Annotated in this window: 19 protein-coding genes; 17 read left to right on the top strand and 2 right to left on the bottom strand. The window is 45.9% G+C overall.

The features are described from left to right. Window positions 1–55 precede the first annotated feature (55 nt). From RZ44_RS04865 to RZ44_RS04790, 16 genes are all read left to right on the top strand, one after another. Window positions 56–670, top strand: coding sequence for an NUDIX domain-containing protein (locus RZ44_RS04865; RefSeq protein ID WP_035809108.1), 615 nt, complete (start codon window positions 56–58; stop codon window positions 668–670). Then, window positions 660–1,601, top strand: a complete 942-nt coding sequence (locus RZ44_RS04860; RefSeq protein ID WP_141638988.1) for a hypothetical protein — start codon at window positions 660–662, stop codon at window positions 1,599–1,601. Before RZ44_RS04865 ends, RZ44_RS04860 begins: the two co-directional genes overlap by 11 nt. An 81-nt stretch (window positions 1,602–1,682) precedes the next feature. Further along, window positions 1,683–2,972, top strand: a complete 1,290-nt coding sequence (gene tig / locus RZ44_RS04855; protein WP_035809104.1) for a trigger factor — start codon at window positions 1,683–1,685, stop codon at window positions 2,970–2,972. Window positions 2,973–3,104: 132 nt separating this feature from the next. Next, on the top strand, window positions 3,105–4,361 hold the full coding sequence (gene clpX / locus RZ44_RS04850; RefSeq protein ID WP_035809103.1) for an ATP-dependent Clp protease ATP-binding subunit ClpX: 1,257 nt from the start codon (window positions 3,105–3,107) through the stop codon (window positions 4,359–4,361). 49 nt (window positions 4,362–4,410) lie between these two features. Further along, complete coding sequence (yihA, locus tag RZ44_RS04845; protein ID WP_035809101.1) at window positions 4,411–4,998, top strand: ribosome biogenesis GTP-binding protein YihA/YsxC; 588 nt, start codon at window positions 4,411–4,413, stop codon at window positions 4,996–4,998. Between the two features lie 104 nt (window positions 4,999–5,102). Further along, complete coding sequence (gene hemA, locus RZ44_RS04840; protein ID WP_035809098.1) at window positions 5,103–6,449, top strand: glutamyl-tRNA reductase; 1,347 nt, start codon at window positions 5,103–5,105, stop codon at window positions 6,447–6,449. Between the two features lie 15 nt (window positions 6,450–6,464). Then, window positions 6,465–7,289: a cytochrome c biogenesis protein CcsA gene (gene ccsA, locus RZ44_RS04835; protein WP_035809097.1), complete on the top strand. Its 825-nt coding sequence runs from the start codon at window positions 6,465–6,467 to the stop codon at window positions 7,287–7,289. A gap of 14 nt (window positions 7,290–7,303) precedes the next feature. Further along, a complete protein-coding gene (gene hemC / locus RZ44_RS04830; RefSeq protein WP_035809095.1) occupies window positions 7,304–8,236 on the top strand; it encodes a hydroxymethylbilane synthase in 933 nt (310 codons plus the stop codon). Continuing rightward, window positions 8,223–8,912: a uroporphyrinogen-III synthase gene (locus RZ44_RS04825; protein WP_052108811.1), complete on the top strand. Its 690-nt coding sequence runs from the start codon at window positions 8,223–8,225 to the stop codon at window positions 8,910–8,912. Before hemC ends, RZ44_RS04825 begins: the two co-directional genes overlap by 14 nt. After that, window positions 8,912–9,892: a porphobilinogen synthase gene (gene hemB / locus RZ44_RS04820; RefSeq protein ID WP_035809093.1), complete on the top strand. Its 981-nt coding sequence runs from the start codon at window positions 8,912–8,914 to the stop codon at window positions 9,890–9,892. Before RZ44_RS04825 ends, hemB begins: the two co-directional genes overlap by 1 nt. Before the next feature lie 2 nt (window positions 9,893–9,894). Beyond that, window positions 9,895–11,181, top strand: a complete 1,287-nt coding sequence (gene hemL / locus RZ44_RS04815) for a glutamate-1-semialdehyde 2,1-aminomutase (protein WP_035809091.1) — start codon at window positions 9,895–9,897, stop codon at window positions 11,179–11,181. A 75-nt stretch (window positions 11,182–11,256) separates the two neighbouring features. Then, window positions 11,257–11,748, top strand: a complete 492-nt coding sequence (locus tag RZ44_RS04810; protein WP_081962355.1) for a c-type cytochrome — start codon at window positions 11,257–11,259, stop codon at window positions 11,746–11,748. Window positions 11,749–11,833: 85 nt separating this feature from the next. Then, window positions 11,834–13,261, top strand: coding sequence for an MDR family MFS transporter (locus RZ44_RS04805; protein ID WP_035809089.1), 1,428 nt, complete (start codon window positions 11,834–11,836; stop codon window positions 13,259–13,261). A gap of 798 nt (window positions 13,262–14,059) precedes the next feature. After that, window positions 14,060–15,133, top strand: coding sequence for an AbrB family transcriptional regulator (locus tag RZ44_RS04800; RefSeq protein WP_035809087.1), 1,074 nt, complete (start codon window positions 14,060–14,062; stop codon window positions 15,131–15,133). 350 nt (window positions 15,134–15,483) lie between these two features. Then, entirely contained in the window at window positions 15,484–18,114 is a 2,631-nt protein-coding gene (locus tag RZ44_RS04795) for a valine--tRNA ligase (RefSeq protein WP_035809086.1), read from the top strand. Between the two features lie 3 nt (window positions 18,115–18,117). Beyond that, on the top strand, window positions 18,118–19,383 hold the full coding sequence (locus RZ44_RS04790; RefSeq protein WP_035809083.1) for a bifunctional folylpolyglutamate synthase/dihydrofolate synthase: 1,266 nt from the start codon (window positions 18,118–18,120) through the stop codon (window positions 19,381–19,383). Between the two features lie 401 nt (window positions 19,384–19,784). Here the strand turns inward: RZ44_RS04790 and mscL are convergent, their stop codons facing one another. Beyond that, a complete protein-coding gene (mscL, locus tag RZ44_RS04785; protein WP_035809081.1) occupies window positions 19,785–20,171 on the bottom strand; it encodes a large conductance mechanosensitive channel protein MscL in 387 nt (128 codons plus the stop codon). 274 nt (window positions 20,172–20,445) lie between these two features. On the opposite strand from mscL, the gene acnA reads away from it, so the two are divergent. Then, a complete protein-coding gene (acnA, locus tag RZ44_RS04780) occupies window positions 20,446–23,154 on the top strand; it encodes an aconitate hydratase AcnA (protein WP_035811564.1) in 2,709 nt (902 codons plus the stop codon). A gap of 163 nt (window positions 23,155–23,317) precedes the next feature. On the opposite strand, the gene plsY is transcribed toward acnA, so the two are convergent. Continuing rightward, window positions 23,318–23,908: a glycerol-3-phosphate 1-O-acyltransferase PlsY gene (gene plsY / locus RZ44_RS04775; RefSeq protein WP_035809078.1), complete on the bottom strand. Its 591-nt coding sequence runs from the start codon at window positions 23,906–23,908 to the stop codon at window positions 23,318–23,320. Window positions 23,909–24,076: the final 168 nt, after the last annotated feature.

Genomic DNA, 24,076 nt, shown 5'->3' with positions numbered 1-24,076 from the left:
AGAGCTTTTCTAATTATTAAATATAGATAAATTTCAGCCTGCGAGGAGATTAATCATGAGTAAATTTGATGAACAGATTTTAGTTGTAAATCGCGAGACGTTATTCAACAGCGAGGAGAATGCGTTTAACGGTTTTATTTCCAAAGACGATAACCGCTACAAGGAGATTGTGAAATCATTCGGCGATTTCGAGGTGAAGCGCCGCGGTGATATGGAAGAGGATCCAGGCTTCAAGCAATTGATCAGCTACTGCATCATTACGAACGAAGACGAGACGCTTGTTTACAAACGCCTTGAAGGCGGCGGTGAGGCCCGTCTGCACGGCCTGTTATCAATCGGTGTCGGCGGTCATATGAATGACGTTGAAGATGAAGCGGATATCGACGGCAAGCTGCGTGTGAATGCTGCGCGTGAGCTTGAAGAGGAAGTGGGCCTGAAAGACGACGACGTTAAGAATATCGAAATCCACGGCCTGATTAACGACGACGGCAACGATGTCGGCAAAGTCCACATCGGTCTCGTGCTTAAAATCGATGTTGAAAAAGATAAAATTATTAACAACGAAGCGGACACGATTGCTCTTGAGTGGGTCAAGAACGATGTTCTTGAAACGATGTCTCCTTATGAATCGTGGAGCGAATTAATTATCCGGGATGCTTATGGACAGTAAAGTCACAACGCATCACCGTTTTATTAAGAAGTTCGAGCGTGATTTAAAAGCGCATTACGATGCAGGGGATAACGCGCGTTTTTTAAAAACGTTCAACAGATATACCGGACTCACAAAACCGTCCGAACATGCAGAAGAGCTGCTGTATGAAACGCTGCTTCGTGCAGGGCGTCCGGCAGAACTCGTCGATTACTCGCTCGAACAGATGAACAACGGCGACGGAGATTACGAAACGCATATGGTCTATATGTTGCAGGCACTGTCCGATATGGGCAACTACGAAGAAGTGCTCGAGTTCTCAGGTCATCTGCTCGATGAACCCATTCCGCAGGGGTTCCGCGTCGACATTTTAAGCTTAAGGCAGAATGCGGCGAACAAACTCCGCGGCATGTTTAAAGAACAGGAGCCGGCCATCGGTAAAGATGAGTTCGATAGAATGAATCTCTTTCAGCAGCTGGAATTCGTTCAGAAGATTACCGAGACGAACGATATTACGTATATGAACATGATATTGGAATCGTTTCTTGAAACTGAACGGAATGAATTGCAGACTGCGATGCTTTTATATTTGCGAAGCGTGCGCGCTAATGGTACGCTAACCATTGAGAAATGCGGCGTGGAGTTGACGGTCAGGCCGTCTGAACTCGACAATCTGGAACAGTATTTTATCGTTAAGGATGTACTGCCGAAAGTGACGGAGGAAGTTGAACAGTTCAACCCGTCATTTAAAGAAGCGGCTACAGAGCTCATTATGGGACACGCGATATATATGTATCCGGTGCAGCCCGGTTTTACTGCGGATGCGGTGATTAAGGCTTATGCTGAACGCATTGAAGAAATGCTCGGTATGCCCGCGTCATACGATGCGGATCCGGAAGTTAAACACTGGCTGAACGAAATCGAGCTTGATATTGCCCGTAACTCGCTGTAAATCAATCATTTGAATCAATATTTGTATGTGTTATAATATACAGGTTAATTGAAAAAACGACTTAATGGAGGAAAATGTATTATGTCTCAAACATGGGAAAAACAAGAAGGTAACGAAGGAATTTTAACAATCACAATTCCTGCTGAAGAATTAAACACTGCTTTAGATGAAGCATTTAAAAAAGTTTCCAAGGATATCAACATGCCTGGATTCAGAAAAGGTAAAGTACCCCGTCAAATGTTCGAAAAACGTTTCGGCGTAGAATCACTTTATCAGGATGCATTAGACATTCTTTTACCTGTACACTACTCAAAAGCTGTTGACGAAGCTGGTATTACGCCGGTAGCTCAGCCTGACGTGGATGTTGAACAAATCGAAAAAGGTAAAGATGTTATTCTTAAAGCAACTGTTACAGTTGAGCCTGAAGTTAAACTCGGCGAATACAAAAACCTTGAAGGTGAAGAAATCGACACAGAAGTGACTGACGAAGAAGTTGATCACCAGATCGATCACATCCTTACAGAGTACTCTGACTTAGTTGTTAAAGAAGAAGGCGCTGTAGAAGAAGGCGACGTTGCGACGATCGACTTCCACGGATTCGTTGACGGCGAAGCTTTCGAAGGCGGACACGCTCACGACTACGAAATCGAAGTAGGATCGAACTCATTCATCCCAGGTTTCGAAGAGCAGATGGTCGGCATGGCAATCGGCGAAGAGAAAGACGTTAACGTTACTTTCCCTGAAGAATACCACGCTGAGGAATTAGCTGGTAAAGAAGCAGTATTCCAGGTTAAAGTGAACGCACTTAAAGTTAAAGAAACACCTGAATTAACTGACGAGTTCGTTGCTGACCTTGAAGGCCGCGAAGCGAACACTGTAGACGAGCTTAAAGCTGAACTTACAGAGCAGGTTAAAGCACAGAAAGAAAACGACTACGAAGTAACGCTTAAAGAGAGCTTAGTTGCTAGAGCAGCTGACAACGCTGACATCGACGTTCCGGATGCAATGGTGGACACTGAAACTTCACGCATGCTTCAGGAATTCGAACAGAACTTATCACAGCAGGGCTTAAACCTTGAACTTTACACACAGCTGTCAGGTCAGGACGAAAACGCACTGCGTGAACAAATGAAAGAAGATGCGCTTAAACGTGTCCGCACGAACTTAACATTAAGACAAATCGCTGAAGAAGAAAACATCGAAGTGACTGACGAAGATGTAGACGCAGAAATCAACCGTCTGGCTGAACAGTTCGGCATGCCTGTTGAAGATGTGAAAAAAGCACTTGGCGATGCAACGATGATTAAAGAAGATGTTAAAATCCAAAAAGCTTTAAACGTACTGGTAGACAACCGTAAAAAAGCTGAGTAATCAATAAAGTGAACCTCATACATGAAAAGCTCTGCACGTTTGTGTAGAGCTTTTCATCAATATGCAGCTCAATTGATTTCAGGCACGGTTTCTAGTATATTTTATTGGAAGTAAATAATGAGGTGTATATAAATGTTTAAATTTAACGAAGACGATACTGATTTAACCTGCTCTTTCTGCGGTAAAGATCAGGAACAGGTCAAAAAACTTATTGCCGGCAGCGGTGTGTACATTTGTAACGAATGTATCGAGCTCTGCTATGAAATTATAGAAGAAGAACTTAAGATGGATCATACTGCAGTATTCGATTATATTCCGAAGCCTCAGGAAATCCTCGAATCGCTTGATGAGTATGTAATCGGACAGCTTAATGCGAAACGTGCATTAAGTGTAGCTGTTTACAACCACTACAAGCGCATTAACAACATCAATGAAGATGAAGTTGAAATCGCGAAGAGTAACATCGCGCTGATCGGACCGACAGGAAGCGGTAAAACACTGCTTGCGCAAACACTTGCACGCTCTCTGAACGTGCCGTTTGCAATCGCGGATGCGACGAGTCTGACAGAGGCAGGTTACGTGGGTGACGACGTGGAGAACATTCTGCTCCGTTTAATCCAGGCAGCGGACTTCGATGTTGAACGTGCCGAACAGGGCATCATTTACGTCGACGAAATCGATAAAATCGCACGTAAGAGCGAAAACACATCGATTACACGTGACGTATCAGGTGAAGGGGTGCAGCAGGCACTTCTTAAAATCCTTGAAGGAACAACAGCAAGCGTACCGCCGCAGGGCGGACGCAAGCACCCGAACCAGGAATCGATTCAGATTGATACGACGAACATTCTGTTTATTTTAGGCGGAGCGTTCGACGGCATGGAAGACATCATTAAACGCCGTTTAGGCGATAAAGTGATCGGTTTCGGCGGTGCGACAGAAGACTTCTCGGATAAAGACGCGCTGATGGCGAAAGTCCGTCCGGATGACCTTCAGAGCTACGGTCTGATTCCTGAATTCATCGGTCGTGTGCCAATTATCAGCTATCTGGAAGAGCTTGATGTTGACGCCCTGAAATCTATTTTAACGGAGCCGAAAAACGCGCTCGTTAAACAGTACACGAGAATGATGGAAATCGACGACGTTGAACTTGTGTTCGAAGAAGACGCACTCGATGCAATCAGTGAACTTGCAATCGAACGTAAAACAGGCGCCCGCGGACTGCGTTCTATTATTGAAGAACGCATGGTGGACATCATGTTCAAAGTGCCGTCAAACGATGACATTAAGAAAGTGGTCATTACACGCGAAACAATCGTCGACGAAAAAGATCCGCTGATTTACGATGCGGAAGGCAATGAAATTAACGAAGACAAGAAAAGTGCATAAAAAATAGAGGCTGTCATTGCGACAGCCTTTTTTAAAGGAAGTGACCAGAATGAAAATTAATCCAGGTAACGTGGATATTATTACATCTGCAGTAAAACCGGAGCATTATCCGGAAACAGGTTTAAAGGAAATCGCATTAAGCGGACGTTCAAACGTCGGAAAATCATCATTTATTAATGCAATGTGCGGCCGTAAAGGTGTGGCGCGTACGTCATCGAAACCAGGTAAAACAATTACGCTGAACTTTTACAACGCGGACAACAAGTTCGTCTTTGTCGACGTTCCGGGATACGGCTACGCCAAACAGTCGAAATCCGAACGCGAAAAGTGGGGCGCCATGATCGAGGGCTACCTGACAAAACGCGAAACACTGACATGTGTCGTGCAGCTTGTGGATCTGCGCCATCCGCCGACAGCAGACGATATTTCAATGTACGATTTCCTGAAATATTACGAAATGCCGGTTATTGTCGTGGCGACAAAAGCGGACAAGATTGCCCGCGGTAAAATACAAAAACATATCAGCGTCATTAAAAAAGAACTTGAAATGGAACCGGAAGACCAGATTTTCGCGTTTTCTTCACTGGACAAGCGTAATCTGCCTGAAATTATGACAGCTTTACAAAAGTTTGTGTAGAACGCTTGATATATCCCTAATTTATAATTAGTATAAATAGGGAATAGTTAAATTCGCATATTGTGAACGTTTATGTGCGGCTAAAGTTTTGAGGGGGCATTATAGTGCATATCATTGCATTAAGTCTAAATTATAAAAAAATCGGCGTGGAAGAACGCGAACAGGTCACATTCCAGGATGATGAAGTCGTAGAGGCGCTTCATAAATTACGCGAACAGAAAAGTATACTGGAAGCGACACTGTTATCGACATGTAACCGTACTGAGCTGTACGTCGTGAGTGATCAGGAACATACGGGTGCGTATTATTCGCGTAAGTTTCTTGCTGACTGGTTCGACGTGGAATACGAAAAAATTAAAGATATGACGGATATGAAAATTGCCGACGACGCGATTTCACATCTGTTTAAAGTGACTGCCGGTCTCGATTCAATGGTGCTCGGCGAAACGCAGATTCTCGGACAGATCAGAGACGCGTTTTTAACGGCACAGGAAGAACATACGACAGGGACGATCTTTAACAAGCTGTTTAAAGAGGCGATTACTGTCGCGAAACGCGGGCATAACGAAACGGATATTTCAAAAAACGCAGTATCTATTTCATATGCTGCGGTTGAACTCGCGAAACGTATATTTGCGAACGTTAAAAAGAGCAGAGTACTCGTTATCGGTGCAGGTGAAATGGCCGAAGAATCGCTGTTAAACTTAACATCAAACGGCATCGAAGATGTTGTCGTGTTAAACCGTTCAATTGAAAAGGCCGAAGCACTGGCAGAGCGTTTTAACGGACGTGCTGCAAACCTTCATGCACTCGAGTCCGAAATGAAAGAAGCTGACATTGTTATTTCAAGCACATCGTCACCGGACTATGTCATTAAAAAAGACATGATCGATGCGGTGAACAAAACGCGCGGCGGGTCTCCGCTAATCCTGATCGATATCGCGCTGCCGAGAGACATCGATCCTGCAATCGATACGGACGGCAATGTATATATGTACAACGTCGACGATCTGCAGGGGCTCGTTGACTCGAACCTCGCTTCACGCGAACAGGAAGCAGAGAAAATTATGGCGATGATCGACGGCACGACTGCGGAGTTTGAAGACTGGCTCCGGGTGCAGGGTGTCGTGCCTGTCATTCAGGCGATGCGCACGAACGCACTGAAAATTCACGACGAAACGTTTGACTCGCTGGAGCGTAAGCTGCCGGACATGTCCGAGCGTGAGCGTACGGTCATTTCAAAACATATGAAGAGTATTATTAACCAGATGCTGCGCGACCCGATTATCTTCACGAAAGAAATCGCAGGCGATAAAAAGCGCGATGAAAAACTCGAAGATATTATGAAGATGTTCCACATCGAAGAAGAAGTGGAAGCAGCAAAAGAAGTATCCAGTTCCAAAACTAGAGAGAAACTGCAGGCGCGTAAAGAACAGCTTAACCTTAATTAGCAGGGTGGATATCTTATGGATATGATGTTCCGCATTCAAGAAATTATATTACTTTTATATTTTATCAGCCTTTCTGCACTGTCATATGATTTGTTTTTAAGAAATCGACAAGTCAGAAAGGTTTCTCTGTATGTGCTCACACCGGCAGTAGTGCTGCACTTTTTGTCAGTCGTGCAGCTCGGTGTCCAGCTTGGCCGGATTCCGATTCTGACACTCGCTGAGAGCATATTCAGTCTGAGTTTCGTATTCATACTGCTCGGCATTATTCACTTTATGAAGACGAAGTCCGAGTTTATATTATTGTTTTACTTAATCATTACGATATTTTTAATGACCGTCTATACATTTTCTTCATTGAACTTCAGTTCAACAGCGCTGACGCTTGAAATAGTGAACGAGCTCTTAATCGTCCACGTGGGCAGTGCGCTCGCAGCGTATGTAACGTTCTTTATCGGCATGCTGAACGCGGTCATCTACCTCGTGCAGCGCCGGAATTTAAAACAGAAGAAGTTCAACAGAAGTTTCTTTTCGCTTTTCAGTATCGGCACCGCTGAAAAAGTTATGCTCAGGCTGACCTTTATCGGTGTGATTTTGATGAGTATAAGTATTATAATAGGAATCGTGTGGGGGCTTCAGATTATCGGTCCGAATGTCCTCTTTGATCCGAAAGTTATCGGCACAGTATGTGTCATTATTTTGTACAGTTTTATTCTGGCCGGTGTTAAATTAAAGCAGGAGACGACGAAGTTTGCCGTGTACAGCATCGCAATTTTTGTCCTCGTTATGCTGAATTATTTAATCCTGTCCGAAATATCGAATTTTCATTTTTGGTCACTTTAAGGAGAGTATAAATCATGAGAAAAATTATCGTAGGTTCACGGAGAAGCGGGCTTGCCTTAACACAGTCTAAACAGTTTATTAAGAAGCTTGAGGCACAGTTCCCGGAAGCGGAAATTGAAATAAAGGAAATCGTCACTAAAGGTGACCGCATCGTCGATGTACAGTTATCGAAAGTCGGCGGTAAGGGGCTTTTCGTGAAAGAAATCGAAGAAGCGCTCAGAAATAAGGAAATCGACATGGCGATTCACAGCTTAAAGGACGTTCCGAGCGAACTGCCTGAAGGGTTCACTATCGCATGTGTACCTGAACGTGAAGATATGCGCGATGCGTTTTTATCGAACAACAAAGTATTGTTTAAAGATCTCCCAAAAGGCAGCATCGTCGGCACGTCAAGCTTACGCCGCGGCGCACAGCTGTTATCGATGCGCGACGACATTACAGTAAACTGGGTTCGCGGTAACATCGACACGCGTATTAAGAAGATGGAATCCGGCGAATACGATGCAATTTTACTTGCAGCGGCCGGCCTGAAACGCATGGGCTGGAGCGACAATGTCGTGACTGAATACTTCGACCCCGAAGAGTTCATCCCGGCAATCGCACAGGGTGCCCTCGGTATCGAAGTGCGCGATGACGACCACGAATTAATCGAAATGCTGCAGACTGTCCATTCAACAGATGATGCGACATGTACGACAGCGGAACGCACATTCTTAAAACGTATGGACGGCAGCTGTCAGGTGCCGATCGGCGGTTATGCGACGCTTGAAGACGGAGAACTGTATTTAACAGGATTAATTATGTCAGAAGACGGCAACGAACGCTATGTCGTTAAAAAATCACACCCGGATCCGGTACAGCTTGGTAACCTCGTTGCAGACGAGATGGAAAAAATCGGTGCAAAAGATATTATCGACATGATTAACGAGAATAATGCCGGCAAGTAAACCGGTGGTTTACGTTACGCAGTCGACGTTCGGGCTGGGTGAGGATGAGGATTTAACACTCGTCCACGCACCGCTCATTACGACCGAAATACTGCCGTTTGATGAGAGTCTGCTCGAAGAGCATTATACGTGGCTCGTCATGACGAGCAAAAATACGGTGAAACATTTTCTGCCGTTTTTTGAGCGCGTGAAGACAGAGCACATTTCGAGCATCGGCGTGAAGACGACCGAGGCGCTGAATGCCCACGGCATCGATGTGGACTTTGAACCGTCGACGTATACGCAGGAAGGGTTTATCGAGGAGTGTACCATTCATCCCGGCGATAAAATACTCTATCCCGCAAGCAGTAAAAAGCGTCCGTTAATGCGCGACTATATGCGTAAGTGCGGAGGAGAAGTGACGGAAATCGAACTGTATTACCCGAAAGTTCACGAAGGCTCTATTCAGAAAATCCGTGAGAATCTGGATGACATCGATTATTTAACGCTGTCATCACCGTCAGCGGTCGACAGCTTAATGGGACACTTTACACCGGACGAGTTACAGAGTATTCATTTTATAGCGATCGGTCACGTGACCGAGTCGAGATTAAATCAATACGGACTGACGGCATCAAAGCCGGAGCATGAAACGCTCGGACACATGATTAATTTTATTAAGGAGAGTATGGAATAATGAATTTTGACAGACATCGCCGTTTAAGACAAAGCGGTTTTATGCGCGACATGGTGCGCGAAACGAAACTATCAAAAGATGATTTAATCTATCCGATTTTTGTCGTTGAAAAACCGGACGTAAAACAGGAAGTGTCATCGATGAAAGGTGTATACCAGATTTCATTAAACCTGCTTAAAGAAGAGCTGGATGAAGTCGTTGCACTCGGCATTAAAAGTGTTATTTTCTTCGGTATTCCGAATGACAAAGACGCTGAGGGCACAGGTGCCTACCACGATCACGGTATCGTGCAGGAAGCATGCCGCCTGTCGAAAGAACATTATCCAGAACTGCTCGTTATACTGGACACGTGCCTGTGTGAATACACAGACCACGGCCACTGCGGCTTAATTGACCCGGTCACAAAAGATGTCGACAACGATTCAACATTGCCGCTCTTAGTACAGACTGCAGTATCTCAGGCGAAAGCGGGCGCAGATATTATTGCGCCGAGCAACATGATGGACGGTTTCGTGACAGAAATCCGTCGGGGTCTGGATAGTGCAGGCTATGCACATATTCCAATTATGAGCTACGGCATTAAGTATGCGTCGAAGTTCTACGGTCCGTTCAGGGATGCAGCGGAATCGACACCGTCATTCGGAGACCGCCGCACGTATCAGATGGATCCGGCGAACCGTCTTGAAGCACTCCGCGAACTGGAAAGCGACACGCTTGAAGGTGCGGACATGATGATCGTTAAACCGGCGTTATCGTACCTCGATATTATCCGCGACGTGCGCAACAACTCGAACATGCCGATCGTCGCTTACAACGTGAGCGGTGAGTACGCAATGACACGCAACGCAATCGATCAGGGTCTTGTAGATGAAGAAGTGATTGCCGAGCAGATGATTTCAATGAAGCGCGCAGGCGCAGACATGATTATTACTTATTTCGCGAAAGATCTTGCGGAAAAAATTAATAAGGGAGAAATTTAACTATGTATAACAAGTCAAAAGAACTTTATGCTGACGCGGTTAAAGTCATGCCGGGCGGAGTCAACTCTCCGGCACGTGCGTTTAAATCAGTAGGGGACCATCCGTTATTTATCGACCACGCCAAAGGCGCGCGTTTATACGACGTGGACGGCAACTCGTACATCGACTATTCATTAAGTTTCGGTCCGTTAATTCTCGGCCACGCTGACGATGAAGTTGTAAAAAGCGTACAGGACGCTGCAGTTAAGGGCACATCATTCGGTGCACCGACAGAACTTGAAACTACGATGGCTGAACTTGTTATGGAACGCGTACCGTCAATCGAAATGGTGCGTATGGTTTCTTCAGGTACTGAAGCAACGCTTGCGGCACTCCGTCTCGCACGCGGTTACACAGGAAAGAGCAAAATTCTTAAATTTGAAGGATGCTACCACGGCCACAGTGACTCATTATTAATTAAAGCGGGTTCAGGTGTTGCGACACTTGGTCTTCCGGACTCTCCGGGCGTACCCGAAGGCACTGCGAAAAACACAATCACTGTCCCGTACAACGACGAAGAAAGTCTTAAAGAAGCATTCGATAAATTCGGCGACGACATCGCTGCAGTCATCATGGAACCCGTTGCAGGGAACATGGGTGTAGTGCCTCCCGTTGAAGGTTATCTGCAGTTCGTGCGCGACATTACAGAACAAAACGACACGCTGTTAATCTTCGATGAAGTGATGACAGGATTCCGCGTCGGCTACAACTGTGCACAGGGCCACTTCGGTATTAAGCCGGACTTAACGTGTCTCGGTAAAGTAATCGGCGGCGGACTGCCGGTCGGCGCTTACGGCGGTAAAAAAGAAATTATGGAACGCATCGCACCGGCAGGAGATATTTATCAGGCCGGAACGCTGTCAGGCAACCCGCTCGCGATGAGTGCAGGCCTTGCGACGTTAAGCCAGCTGTCACCTGAAAGCTACGAGTACTTCGGTAAACTCGCAGACATGCTTGAAGAAGGGCTGACAGAAGTATTCGAAAAACACGATACGCCGATCACGATTAACCGTGCAGGCTCAATGATCGGATTCTTCTTAACAGAAGGACCGGTAACGGATTTCGACAGTGCAAACACAAGTGACCTGGAGCTGTTCAGAGCAATGTACCAGGCATTACTGGCAGAAGGAGTCTACCTGCCGCCGTCACAATTTGAAGGCATGTTCCTGTCAACTAAACATACAGAAGACGATATCCAGACGACAATTAATGCGTTTGATAATGCATTAAGTAAAGTTACGGGTAAATAATTTAAATTTTGTACTTCATGAGTTATAGAATATGTGTATAATAGTGAGTGATAGTTTAAATGGGGGGTAGACATAATGAGTGATAATAAAAAACGTTCACGCGGAGTAAAAGTAGATGGCCAGCCTCGCTACATCGAAAGAAATCCGGAACCGAACTCTAAAGGCACTAAGCACATTTACTGGTTAATTCCTGTACTTGTTGTGTTCCTAATCGTTCCTTTACTTATTTTCCACTTAGGCAGCGGCGGCGGAAGCGACACTGCTGAAGAAGAAACTGCAACAGAAGAAACAGCAGATTCTGGAGAAGAATCAGGTGAAGAAGGCGGCGGCGAAGAAACAGCTTCAAGCGGCGACGTTGATGCTGAAGGTATCGCACGCGACAACTGTGCATCATGTCACGGTCAGGATTTCTCAGGAGCTATGGGTCCGGCTTTAGCAGGTACAAGTCTTGCTGAAGACGAGTTCACTTCAATCGTTCGTGACGGTCAGGGATCTATGCCTGCATTCAGTGCAGACCAGATTGCTGATGAAGAACTGACTGCTTTATACCAGTTCTTTACTGAATAATTTATAGTTGAGATAAAAAGACAAACTCGCATCGCATGAGTTTGTCTTTTTCTATATAACCAAGGGGATTGGGAGACGAATTATTATGAACAGAAAAAAAGACAGGGGAAGCACGTCCAGCCGCAATCTCGTCATTGCGATATTAATCGTCGGTGCATTTGTGTCGATATTAAACCAGACACTGCTCGTGACCGCAGTGCCGGTCATTATGGCGGATCTCGATATTCCGTTCAGTACAGCGCAGTGGCTGACGACCGGATTCTTTTTAGTGAACGGAATTATGATTCCGATATCCGCATTTTTAATCAATAAATTTACGACTCGGAAATTATACATGACCGCGATGATTCTGTTTGCAGCAGGGACCGTTGTCGCTGCACTGTCCACAGAATTTCCGGTGCTTTTAGCCGGGCGCATACTCCAGGCATCCGGTGCCGGTATTATGATGCCGCTGTCGCAGGTCATCTTAATGCAGATGTTCTCTGTTGAAAACCGCGGTAAAGCGATGGGACTGTTCGGCTTAATTATCGGGTTTGCACCGGCAATCGGGCCGACATTGTCAGGGTACATAGTGGAATTCTGGCCGTGGCGCACGCTGTTTATCATCATCGCACCGCTCGCCGGACTGAACATTTTATTCGCATATTTCTTTATGCGGAACGTCACCGAACAGACGAACCCGAAAGTCGATATATTATCCATTGTCATGTCGACACTCGGGTTCGGCGGACTGCTGTACGGATTTTCCGTTGCCGGTGTGACGGGGTGGGGAAGTATGGAAGTCATCCTGCCGATTGCTGCCGGTCTCGTTATCGTCGGATTTTTTGTGCGGAGACAATTTAAACTCGTGCAGCCGATATTGGAAATCCGGGTGCTCGGAAACCGTTACTTCCTGATGGCCACACTGATCGGAATCATCGTCTTCGTATCGATGGTCAGCGCGAACAACATCGTGCCTGTATTAATGCAGGACATGTTAGGATTTACCGCATTCCAGTCGGGACTCGCACTACTGCCCGGCGCGATTGTGATGGGCGTCATGTCGCTCGTCGCCGGCTGGTTGTTTGACAAATACGGCATCCGGATCCTTACATTTACCAGCCTGATACTGATTTTGATCACCTCCGTTCTGATGTCGTTTTTAAGCACAGAAACAACATTTACGTATATCGTTATCGTTTACACCGTGCGCTTTTTAGGCGTCGGACTGTCGATGATGGCACTCACCACGTATGCGATGAACGCGCTCGAAAATCATATGATAGCCCACGGCACATCGCTGAACAATACGATGCGCCAGATCGGCGGGTCGCTCTTCACCGCGCTGCTGATCACAATTATGACGGGGGTCGCGTTCAACATTTCCGGCGGTTCGCCGACACCATCCGACGAAATCACCGGCGTCAACGCAACCTTTATCGCGTCGTCCGTACTGGCTGTCGTCGGCCTCGTGTTCGCGCTGTTCCTGAAAGAACAGGAACGCGTAATCAGTGAAAAGCCCGACAATCAGTAAGATAAAAACCGGTGGCTGGATGAGGTTTGGAGCCCGGTTTGAGAGTTAGAGCTCAGTTTGTGTTTGCCCCGCTGTTATCCAGGAAATTTTGGATGGCAGCGGGGTTTGTTGTGAACGTGGGGCGGGTCGGGGTCGGATGACAACGGTGGTTTCCCGTTGTGAACCGACGCACCCCGAATGACAACGGCGGTTTCCCGTTGTGAACCGACCCATCCCGAATGACAACGGCGCGCCCCCGTTGTGAACCGACGCACCCCGAATGACAACGGCGCGCCCCCGTTGTGAACCGACCCATCCCGGATGACAACGGCGATTCCCCGTTGTGAACCGACCCATCCCGGATGACAACGGCGCGCCCCCGTTGTGAACCGACGCGCCCCGAATGACAACGGTGCGCCCCCGTTGTAAACCGACCCGTCCCGAATGACAACGGCGCGCCCCCGTTGTGAACCGCCACGCCCCGAATGACAACGGCGATTCCCCGTTGTGAACCGACCCATCCCGGATGACAACGGCGCGCCCCCGTTGTGAACCGACCCGTCCCGAATGACAACGGCGCGCCCCCGTTGTGAATCGACGCACCCCGAATGACAACGGCGCGCCCCCGTTGTAAACCGACCCGCCCCGAATGACAACGGCGGCCCCGGTTGTGAACAGGCAGAACCGACGCAACCGGCGCCCCCGGTTGTATATCACCACCACCAATTTTCTGAATAAAGTGTAAAATGCAACTTACTTTATATCATTACCAGAATAAGTTATTATTATAAATGACACTTGAATAGATAAGGTGATTTTATGAAAGTACTTCGTTTTCTGCTGCTCGTCGCTCTGGCCGCGTTAATTTCAAGCGGGCTGTCTGCAATTGGCATGATTCTGCCGTGGCTCTTTGGTGCGATGATTGCGACGATTCTCTACCTCAGACTGATTAAGCGTGAATTGTTTTTTCCGCGCTGGCTCGGTAATCTCGGTGTTGCCATTATGGCCATCGAAATCGGCTCCACTCTGACGCTCGACGCATTACTGGATATGCGGGCTGACTTATTTAACATTTTTCTTATGACCATTCTTGTTCTTATACTCAGTCTTATTCTCTCCCGGTTTTTTATATATTTAACCGGCAGCACACCGGAAACGGCAATTCTTGCTTCGGTACCGGGTGCATTATCCCAAATGCTGATTATGGCGGAGGAGGAGAAGCGCGCTGATATTTTACTCGTCACGCTGACACAGATGTCGCGCATTATTCTCATCGTCCTGATCGTGCCGTTCGTCGCGCGCATCTTCACGCCGCCGGCGGATATCACAGCCGAACCTGTCGCCGTCAATTATCTGTCGGCAATCTTCACACCGGAAATGCTGATTATTCCCATCGCCGCATTCGCACTTATATACATTCTTAACAAGATAAAATTCCCGGCGAGCTTAATGCTCGGTCCGATTATCGTGCTCATCATATGGAATTTAACGACGGGCATTGAATTTTCACTGGATCTCGTGTTTATTAACATCGCTCAGATTTTATTCGGTATAAGAATCGGGCTGCAGATTGCATCGTTAATGACGCAGCTGAACAGACGTCTGATTCTGGCAATTCTGTTTCAGAACCTGCTGCTCATTTTCGGGACGATGTTTATCGTGTTTATATTCCAGCTGTTTACAACGCATCAGTTTAACGACCTGTTTCTGAGTGCCGCACCGGGCGGGCTCGGCCAGATTATCGTTATCGCGATTGAGACCGGCGGTAATATTGCGATGATTTCGAGTTATCACATCTTCAGAATTTTCTTCATTATAATCGTCGTCGTGCCGATCGTCGGCTACTATTTAAAATATCTCAGCAGCATACGGAGAAAACAGGGCAGACAGTAGGCCACTTCAATCTTGACAGTTATTTAAAAGTCGCATAATATTAAGCTATATAAATAACAAGAGACGTAGAAGAGTAGCTGCGGGCAGGCGCAAAAGAGAGTAAACGGCTGGTGGAAGTTTACCGGTGCCTGCAGTGAAAGTAACTATGATAAGTTTTGTGTGAACGTTCGCGGAACACCGAAGTCAAACCCGGTCCGTATGAACAAGTAATCCAATACGTGCGGTGAGCGTTAATCACCAAGTTGAGATGCAGGCAGACAGTATGCCTGAATTTAGGTGGCACCGCGGAACTCCCGTCCTATTTATGGACTGGAGTTTTTTTGTTTTTAAAATTAAGAGGAGTGATCGATATGGAAATGCCGAAAAAGTATAATCCGGCTGAAGTTGAACAGGGTAAATACGACAAGTGGGTGGAACAGGGTTTATTTAAATCCGACGTAAACAGCGACAAAGAACCGTTTTCTATCGTTATTCCGCCGCCGAACGTGACGGGTAAACTGCACCTTGGCCACGCATGGGACACGACGCTGCAGGATATTATTACACGCATGAAGCGTATGCAGGGCTACGATGTACTGTACCTGCCGGGCATGGACCACGCGGGTATCGCAACGCAGGCGAAAGTGGATGCGCGTCTCCGCGAAGCGGGCATTAAAACTTCGGAACTTGGCCGCGAGAAGTTTTTAGAGCATGCGTGGAACTGGAAAGAGGAATACGCATCGCACATCCGCGAACAGTGGGCGAAGATGGGGCTCGGTCTCGATTACGATAAAGAGCGCTTTACACTGGACGAAGGCTTATCTAAAGCGGTTCGTAAAGTATTCGTTGATATGTACAACAAGAATTTAATTTACCGCGGTGAATATATTATTAACTGGGATCCGCAAACTCAGACTGCACTGAGCGACATCGAAGTAATTCATAAAGATATCGAAGGCAGCTTTTACCACGTGAAGTATCCGTTAACTGACGGTTCAGGGTTTTTAGAAATCGCAACGACGCGTCCTGAGACGATGCTCGGAGATACAGCGGTTGTTGTTCACCCGGATGACGAACGCTACCAGGACTTTATCGGCAAAACAGTAACACTACCGATCGTCGGCCGCGAACTGCCGATCATCGCAGATTCATACGTTGAGAAAGATTTCGGTTCAGGTGCGATGAAAGTCACGCCGGCACACGACCCGAACGACTTTGAAATTGGTAACCGTCACGACCTTGAGCGCATTAACGTGATGCACCCGGACGGCACGATTAACGAGCTCGGCGGACAGTACGAAGGCATGGACCGTTTCGACTGCCGCAAACAGCTGGTTAAAGACCTTGAAGCACAAGGGTTTATGATTAAAATCGAATCTCACGTGCACTCTGTCGGCCACTCCGAGCGTTCAAACGCAATTGTTGAGCCGTACTTATCGACACAGTGGTTCGTGAGCATGAAGCCGCTCGCTGAGAAGAGTCTGGAAAATCAGAACACAGATAACCGTATCGATTTCGTGCCGAACCGTTTTGAACACACGTTCAACGGCTGGATGGAAAACATCCGCGACTGGGTCATTTCACGCCAGCTATGGTGGGGACACCAGATTCCGGCATGGTATCGCAATGAAACAGGCGAACTGTACGTAGGCGAAGAAGCACCTGCAGACATTGAAAACTGGACGCAGGACGAAGATGTGCTGGACACATGGTTCTCAAGTGCATTATGGCCGTTTTCGACGATGGGCTGGCCGGACGAAACGCCGGACCTTGCCAAGTACTTCCCGACGAATGTCCTGGTTACAGGTTACGACATTATCTTCTTCTGGGTCGCGCGTATGATCTTCTCATCTTTAGAGCAGACAGGCGAGAAACCATTTGATGATGTGTTATTACATGGTCTTGTACGCGATGAGCAGAACCGCAAGATGTCGAAATCTCTCGGCAACGGCGTAGACCCGATGGATGTTATTGATAAATACGGTGCGGATGCACTGCGTTACTTCCTGTCTACAGGTTCAACGCCGGGTCAGGATCTCCGCTACAGTGATGAAAAAGTAGAGAGCGTATGGAACTTTATTAACAAAATCTGGAACGCTTCACGTTTCGCATTAATGAACATCGGTGAAGACTTTACGCTGGAAGATATCGATTTAACAGGCGATAAATCACTCGCTGACAAGTGGATTTTGACACGTTTAAACGAGACAATCGCAGATGTAACCCGTCTGTCGGAAGACTACGAGTTCGGTGAAGTCGGCCGCGCTTTATACAACTTTATCTGGGATGATTTCTGTGACTGGTATATCGAAATGGCGAAAGTGCCGATGACTCACGGTACAGATGAAGAGAAACAGATGACACGTTCGGTGCTGCTTTATACGCTGGATAAGATTCTGAAGATGCTTCACCCGTTTATGCCGTTTGTGACGGATGAAATTTACCAGACAATCAATAAAGAAACATCAATCGTTGTCAGCGAATGGCCGGTCGTAGATGAGTCACTTAACTTTGACGACGCTTCAGCTGAAATGGAGCTCTTAGTAAATATTATTAAATCGGTGAGAACGACGCGTAATGAAGTCAATACGCCGTTATCCAAACCAATCGATATTAAACTTGAAGTCAAAGATGACAACCGCCGTGCTGCAGTAGAGCGCAACAAGCATTATATCGAGCGCTTTACGAATCCAGAAAACTTAACGATTGCTGCATCAATCGATAAAGGTGACGACGATAAGACAGATGTCGTTAAAGGGGCAACAGTCGTACTGCCGCTTGCAGGATTAATTAATAAAGAAGAAGAAATCGCGCGTCTTGAAAAAGAACTGGAACGTCTAAATGGCGAACTTAAACGTGTATCAGGAAAACTTAACAATGAGAAATTTGTGAGCAACGCTCCGGAAAAAATCGTTGAAGAAGAACGTAAAAAACAAGCGGGCTACCAGACGCAGTATGAAGAAGTTGAGACGCGCCTGAAAAGCATGAGAGGTGTGGAATAGCCGATGAATTATCAGGAGAGCCTGCAGTGGATACACGAACGGACGAAATTTGGTATTAAACCCGGTGTAAAACGCATGGAATGGATGTTAGAGAAACTCGACCATCCGGAGAAAAAAATAACAGGGGTGCATATTGTCGGCACGAACGGTAAAGGCTCAACGTTATCGTATATGCGGAATGCACTGAATGAGAACGGCTATACAGTGGGGACGTTTACGTCCCCGTATATTGAAGTGTTCAACGAGCGTATCTCGGTGAACGGCACGCCGATTCCCGATGAGGATATCGCGATGCTTGCGAACATCGTGCGCCCGGTGAGCGAGCGCCTCGTTGAGGAGACCGATTTAGGCAACTCGACGGAATTTGAAATCATTACGACGATGATGTTCGTGTACTTCGGCAATGTAAACCCGGTGGATTATGTGCTGGTTGAAGCGGGTCTCGGTGCCACGCATGACTCGACGAATGTCTTCAGACCGGTGATGACTTTACTGACAAGTATCGGTATGGACCATATCGATATTCTCGGTGATACGCTGCTCGATATTACGAAAGATAAATCGGGTGTAATCAAAGAAGGGATTCCGCTAGTCTTTAACGTAAAAGACGATACGTGCCGCGACTATATCTATAAGGTGCTTGATGAGAAAAATGCGAAAGGCATTGAACTTGAACGCGATGTGATTTTAGTCACTGACGGTGAGGAATTCAGCTTTAAATACGGCAAATATGACTTTGACGATATTCGCCTTGAAATGCTCGGCCGCCACCAGCAGGAGAATGCATCAATCGCAATCGCAGCACTCCTTGAAATGATGGAACGCGACCTCGTTAAGCTTGACGTGAACAAAATGATCCAGGGCGTTGAAAAAACCTTCTGGACCGGACGTATTGAACGAATCAGCGAAGATCCGATTATCATATTGGACGGAGCGCATAACAATGAAGCGGTGGATGCGCTTGTGGATACGATGCGTGAAAATTATCCGGATAAAAAGATCACAGTGCTGTTCTCTGCAGTAAAAGGCAAGCCGCTGGACACGATGGTGTATAAAATCGGCATGCTGGCGGACACCTTCAATGTGACGGAATTCGACTTCTTTAAAGCAGAAGACGGGGAAGTGCTGTTTAATTCAATAGATCATCCGAATAAGCATTTTGTCAAAGATTATGTGGACTATGTGAAGCACTTCGATGGAGAGCTGCTGCTTGTTACAGGCAGTCTGTACTTCATCAGCGAAGTGAAACAGGGTTTAAGAGATAAATAGATTAGTATTGAAGCAGCAGGGGAGAAATCCTCTGCTGCTATTTTGCGTTCATTGGGACGAATACATCTCATTGGCTCAATGAGACGGGGACATTGAGACGATAAAGAACTATTAACCCAATGAGAACCGCACAATGAGACGAATAATACTAATCATCCCATTGAGAGATTAACGATGGAACGAATAACTGTATTCGTCCCAATGAAGTTTCGATAGAGAGTTGAAAACTGCCGCGCTCCGCCTGGCTGCCTCCCCAAAGGACGTAAGATTAAAATTTTATGTCCTTTGGGGAGGTTTATGTATACATGAGACACCGTTGCAGTAAATAAGCAATCATAATCTTCCAAAATACACAAAAAAAGAGAGCACTCAATGTGCCCTCCCAAAAAAATAAATAAAAATTATAAACCAGTACCATCTTTTTTGCTGTCTTCAAGACCTTTTAATGAGTCTCTCATTTCGCGTAAAAGAACAAGCTGCTCGTCTTCTGCTTCTTCTTCAACAAATTTGTTTCTCGTTAACTTGTTAACGACTTTAACGAAGACGAATACTGCTGCACCGATAATGATAAAGTCGATAATTGCCTGAATGAACACACCGTAAGTAATACCCATGTATACCCAGTCTGATGCGAAATCAGTATCGCCGAAAATTAAAGCGATCAAAGGCATAATGATGTTTTCAACAAGCGCCTGAACGATTTTACCAAACGCTGCACCAATAACTACTGCAACTGCAAGGTCGAGAACATTGCCGCGAAGCATAAAGTCTTTAAATTCCTGCCACATAAATATGACCTCCTGTGTTTTAGTTAGTAACATTTTATAATAATACATGAAAAAAACACAAGCACAAGTATCAATTTACATATAAATGATATTTAAACATTTTTTCTGTGAGCATATCTCTCATAATCTTTAGTTATGAATGTTATACTTTAAGATAAGTAAAGGTTAATCTAAGTGTAAGGTTTTCATATCACAAGTTTTCGTGAAAGCATTTACTTTACGTCAGGAGTAAGTATACAATTAAGATGACTAAATTTAGAGGGGGCTTTTAATGATGTCAAAGAACGTTAAAGACAATTCACGTCAGACATTATCAGTGAATGGTAAAGATTATACTTATTACAGCCTGCAATCATTAGCAGATTCAGGTATGAGCAAGTCTGAAAACTTGCCGTATTCAATCCGTGTATTACTGGAATCGGTTTTAAGACAGTATGACGGCAGTGTTATCGATGATAAACACATTGAAGCATTGGCTAACTGGGATAAAGGGGACATTAAAGGGAAAGAAGTTCCATTTAAACCTTCCCGCGTTATTCTGCAGGATTTCACAGGGGTACCTGCAGTAGTTGACCTTGCATCACTTCGTACAGCAATGGACGCAGTGGGCGGAGACGTTCAGAAGATCAACCCTGAAGTGCCGGTTGACTTAGTTATTGACCACTCTGTACAGGTTGATGAGTACGGCAGCATGAATGCACTTCAAAAGAACATGGATTTAGAGTTCGAGCGTAACATGGAGCGTTATGAGTTCCTTCGCTGGGCGACTAAAGCGTTCGATAACTACCAGGCTGTACCGCCTGCGACAGGTATCGTTCACCAGGTTAACCTTGAGTACTTAGCTAACGTCGTTCATGAAAGAGAAGAAAACGGCGAGCCGGTTCTTTTCCCTGACACATTAGTAGGTACTGACTCTCATACGACGATGATCAACGGTCTCGGCGTTCTTGGATGGGGTGTCGGCGGTATCGAAGCTGAAGCAAGTATGCTTGGACAGCCTTCATACTTCCCGGTTCCTGAAGTTATCGGTGTGAAGATGATCAATGCATTACCTGAAGGTACAACTGCAACTGACCTTGCTCTAAGAGTCACTGAAGAGCTTCGTAAAAAAGGTGTTGTCGGTAAATTTGTTGAGTTCTTCGGACAAGGGGTAACAGAATTACCGCTTGCTGACCGCGCAACAATCGCAAACATGGCGCCTGAATACGGTGCAACTTGCGGTTTCTTCGCAGTTGATGAAGAAACACTTGATTACTTAACACTTACAGGCCGCGACCCTGAGCACGTTGAAGTGGTTCGTGAATACCTGAAAGCAAATAATTTATTCTTCGACGCGGCAGTAGAACCGACTTACACTGACGTTGTAGAACTTGATCTGTCTACAGTTGAATCATCTCTTGCAGGTCCTAAGCGTCCGCAGGATTTAATCAACCTTTCAGACATGAAAGAAGAATACAAAAAATCAGTGACAGCTCCGAGCGGCAACCACGGCCACGGCTTGACTGAAGAAGAATTCGATAAAACCGGTACTGTGAAGTACAACGACGGCGAAGAGCAGGAACTGAAAACTGGTGACCTTGTAATCGCTGCAATCACTTCATGTACAAACACATCCAACCCGTACGTTATGCTGGGTGCAGGTTTAATCGCGAAAAAAGCAGTTGAAAAAGGACTGACAGTGCCGAAGTACGTTAAGACGTCATTAGCACCGGGCTCTAAAGTGGTTACAGGCTACCTTGAAGATGCAGGTCTTCAGCCGTACCTTGACCAGCTTGGATTCAACTTAGTTGGTTACGGCTGTACAACATGTATCGGTAACTCAGGACCGCTACGTCCTGAAGTAACGAAAACAATCGTTGATAACGACATGCTAGTATCATCTGTATTATCAGGTAACCGTAACTTCGAAGGACGTATCCACCCGTTAGTTAAAGCGAACTACTTAGCTTCGCCTCAGCTTGTTGTGGCATACGCACTTGCAGGTACTGTTGATATCGATCTTCGTACTGAGCCGTTAGGTAAGGACAAAGACGGCAACGACGTTTACATGAAAGACATCTGGCCTTCAATTAAAGAGGTTAGAGACACTGTAATGTCTACAGTGACACCTGAACTATTCAGAAAAGAATACGAAACAGTATTCGATTCAAACGAAACATGGAACAACATTGACGTGACTGATGCGCCGTTATACGACTTCGGTGACGAATCAACATATATCCAAAACCCGTCATTCTTCCAGAACCTATCTAAAGAAGCAGGTACAATCGAGCCGTTAAACGGTCTCAGAGTACTTGGTAAATTTGGAGATTCTGTAACGACTGACCACATTTCACCGGCAGGTGCGATCGGTAAAGATACGCCGGCAGGTAAATGGTTAATCGAACAGGGTGTGTCACCGCGTGACTTTAACTCTTACGGTTCGCGCCGCGGTAACCACGAAGTCATGGTTCGCGGAACGTTCGCAAACATCCGTATCCGTAACCAGATTGCTCCGGGTACAGAGGGCGGATACACAACTTACTGGCCGACAGGTGAAGTAACGAGCATTTACGATGCATCGATGAAATACCAGGAAGAAGGCACAGGCCTGATGGTCATTGCCGGAGACGACTACGGTATGGGATCAAGCCGTGACTGGGCAGCTAAAGGTACGAACCTGTTAGGTGTTAAAGCAGTACTTGCAGCAAGCTACGAGCGTATCCACCGTTCAAACCTGGTAATGATGGGTGTGCTGCCGTTACAGTTTGTTAACGGCGAAAACGCTGAAGACCACGGTCTTGACGGTTCTGAAAGCTTCGACATTCAGATCGATGAAAGTGTTACAGCTGGAGAAATTATCGATGTCGTTGCAACGAAAAAAAACGGCGACAAAGTTAATCTGAAAGCTAAAGTTCGTTTCGACTCAGACGTTGAAGCAGACTACTACAGACACGGCGGTATTTTACAGCTTGTACTTCGTAAGAAGATTGCATCAGCTTAATACAGCGGTATACAACAAATCCATCAAAGCAGCGCTTTGATGGATTTGTTCTTTAAGCGGGCGGGGGATAAGCGATGAGCGCCGCCAATACACAATAAAAACAGGCAACAAAAAAACGGCCTGAAAGTCCGTACAGACTTCAGGCCGTTCTCTTATTTGTCATTTACATGAACGTAATTTTAGGTTCAGTGCCTTCCTTAATGCGTTTCATATTGGAAATATGTTTTACAATGACGATAATTCCAAGTATAATTCCAAAGCCGATCATAAACGGATCGCTGGTAAACATTACACTGATCAACAGGGCAATTGCTGCAAAAACACTGCCGAGTGAGACGTACTTCGATACTTTTAAAGTAATCAGAAACGTGGTAACGAGTATCAGGAAGATAATCGGATTTGCTGCGAGTATCGCACCGCCGCCTGTTGCGACTGCTTTGCCGCCTTTGAATTTTAAAAATATCGAATAGACGTGTCCGATTGCTGCGACAACACCGAAGATAATGACCGGGAAGTCGATATCAGTACTGACAAGCATAGCGACCCATACAGGGATTGCACCTTTCATCATGTCGAGGATGAGTACAACAATACCCGCTTTTTTGCCGAGTATTCTGAATGTGTTTGTCGTGCCGACGTTTCCGCTGCCGTGTTCGCGTAAATCAATTTTATAAAATGATTTACTGATCAAAAGGCTGAATGGAATAGAACCGAAAAGGTAGCTGAATATTAATAATAAAATAACTGTATACACTAAATAATCCCCTTTTGCTATCAGGTACTAATAGTTTACCATAAAATATTATTTTCGCACATAAAATTATAAAGTGGTTCATAACATTATTATGTAAACTTACTGGAATGTGTTGCAAAAATGCACGTTTTATATAAAAATAGATAAGTAGATTAATTTAACGAACAT

Source organism: Jeotgalicoccus saudimassiliensis (genome assembly GCF_000756715.1).
Classification (GTDB): Bacteria; Bacillota; Bacilli; order Staphylococcales; family Salinicoccaceae; genus Jeotgalicoccus; species Jeotgalicoccus saudimassiliensis.
This window is presented reverse-complemented; position numbering and strand designations above follow the sequence as displayed.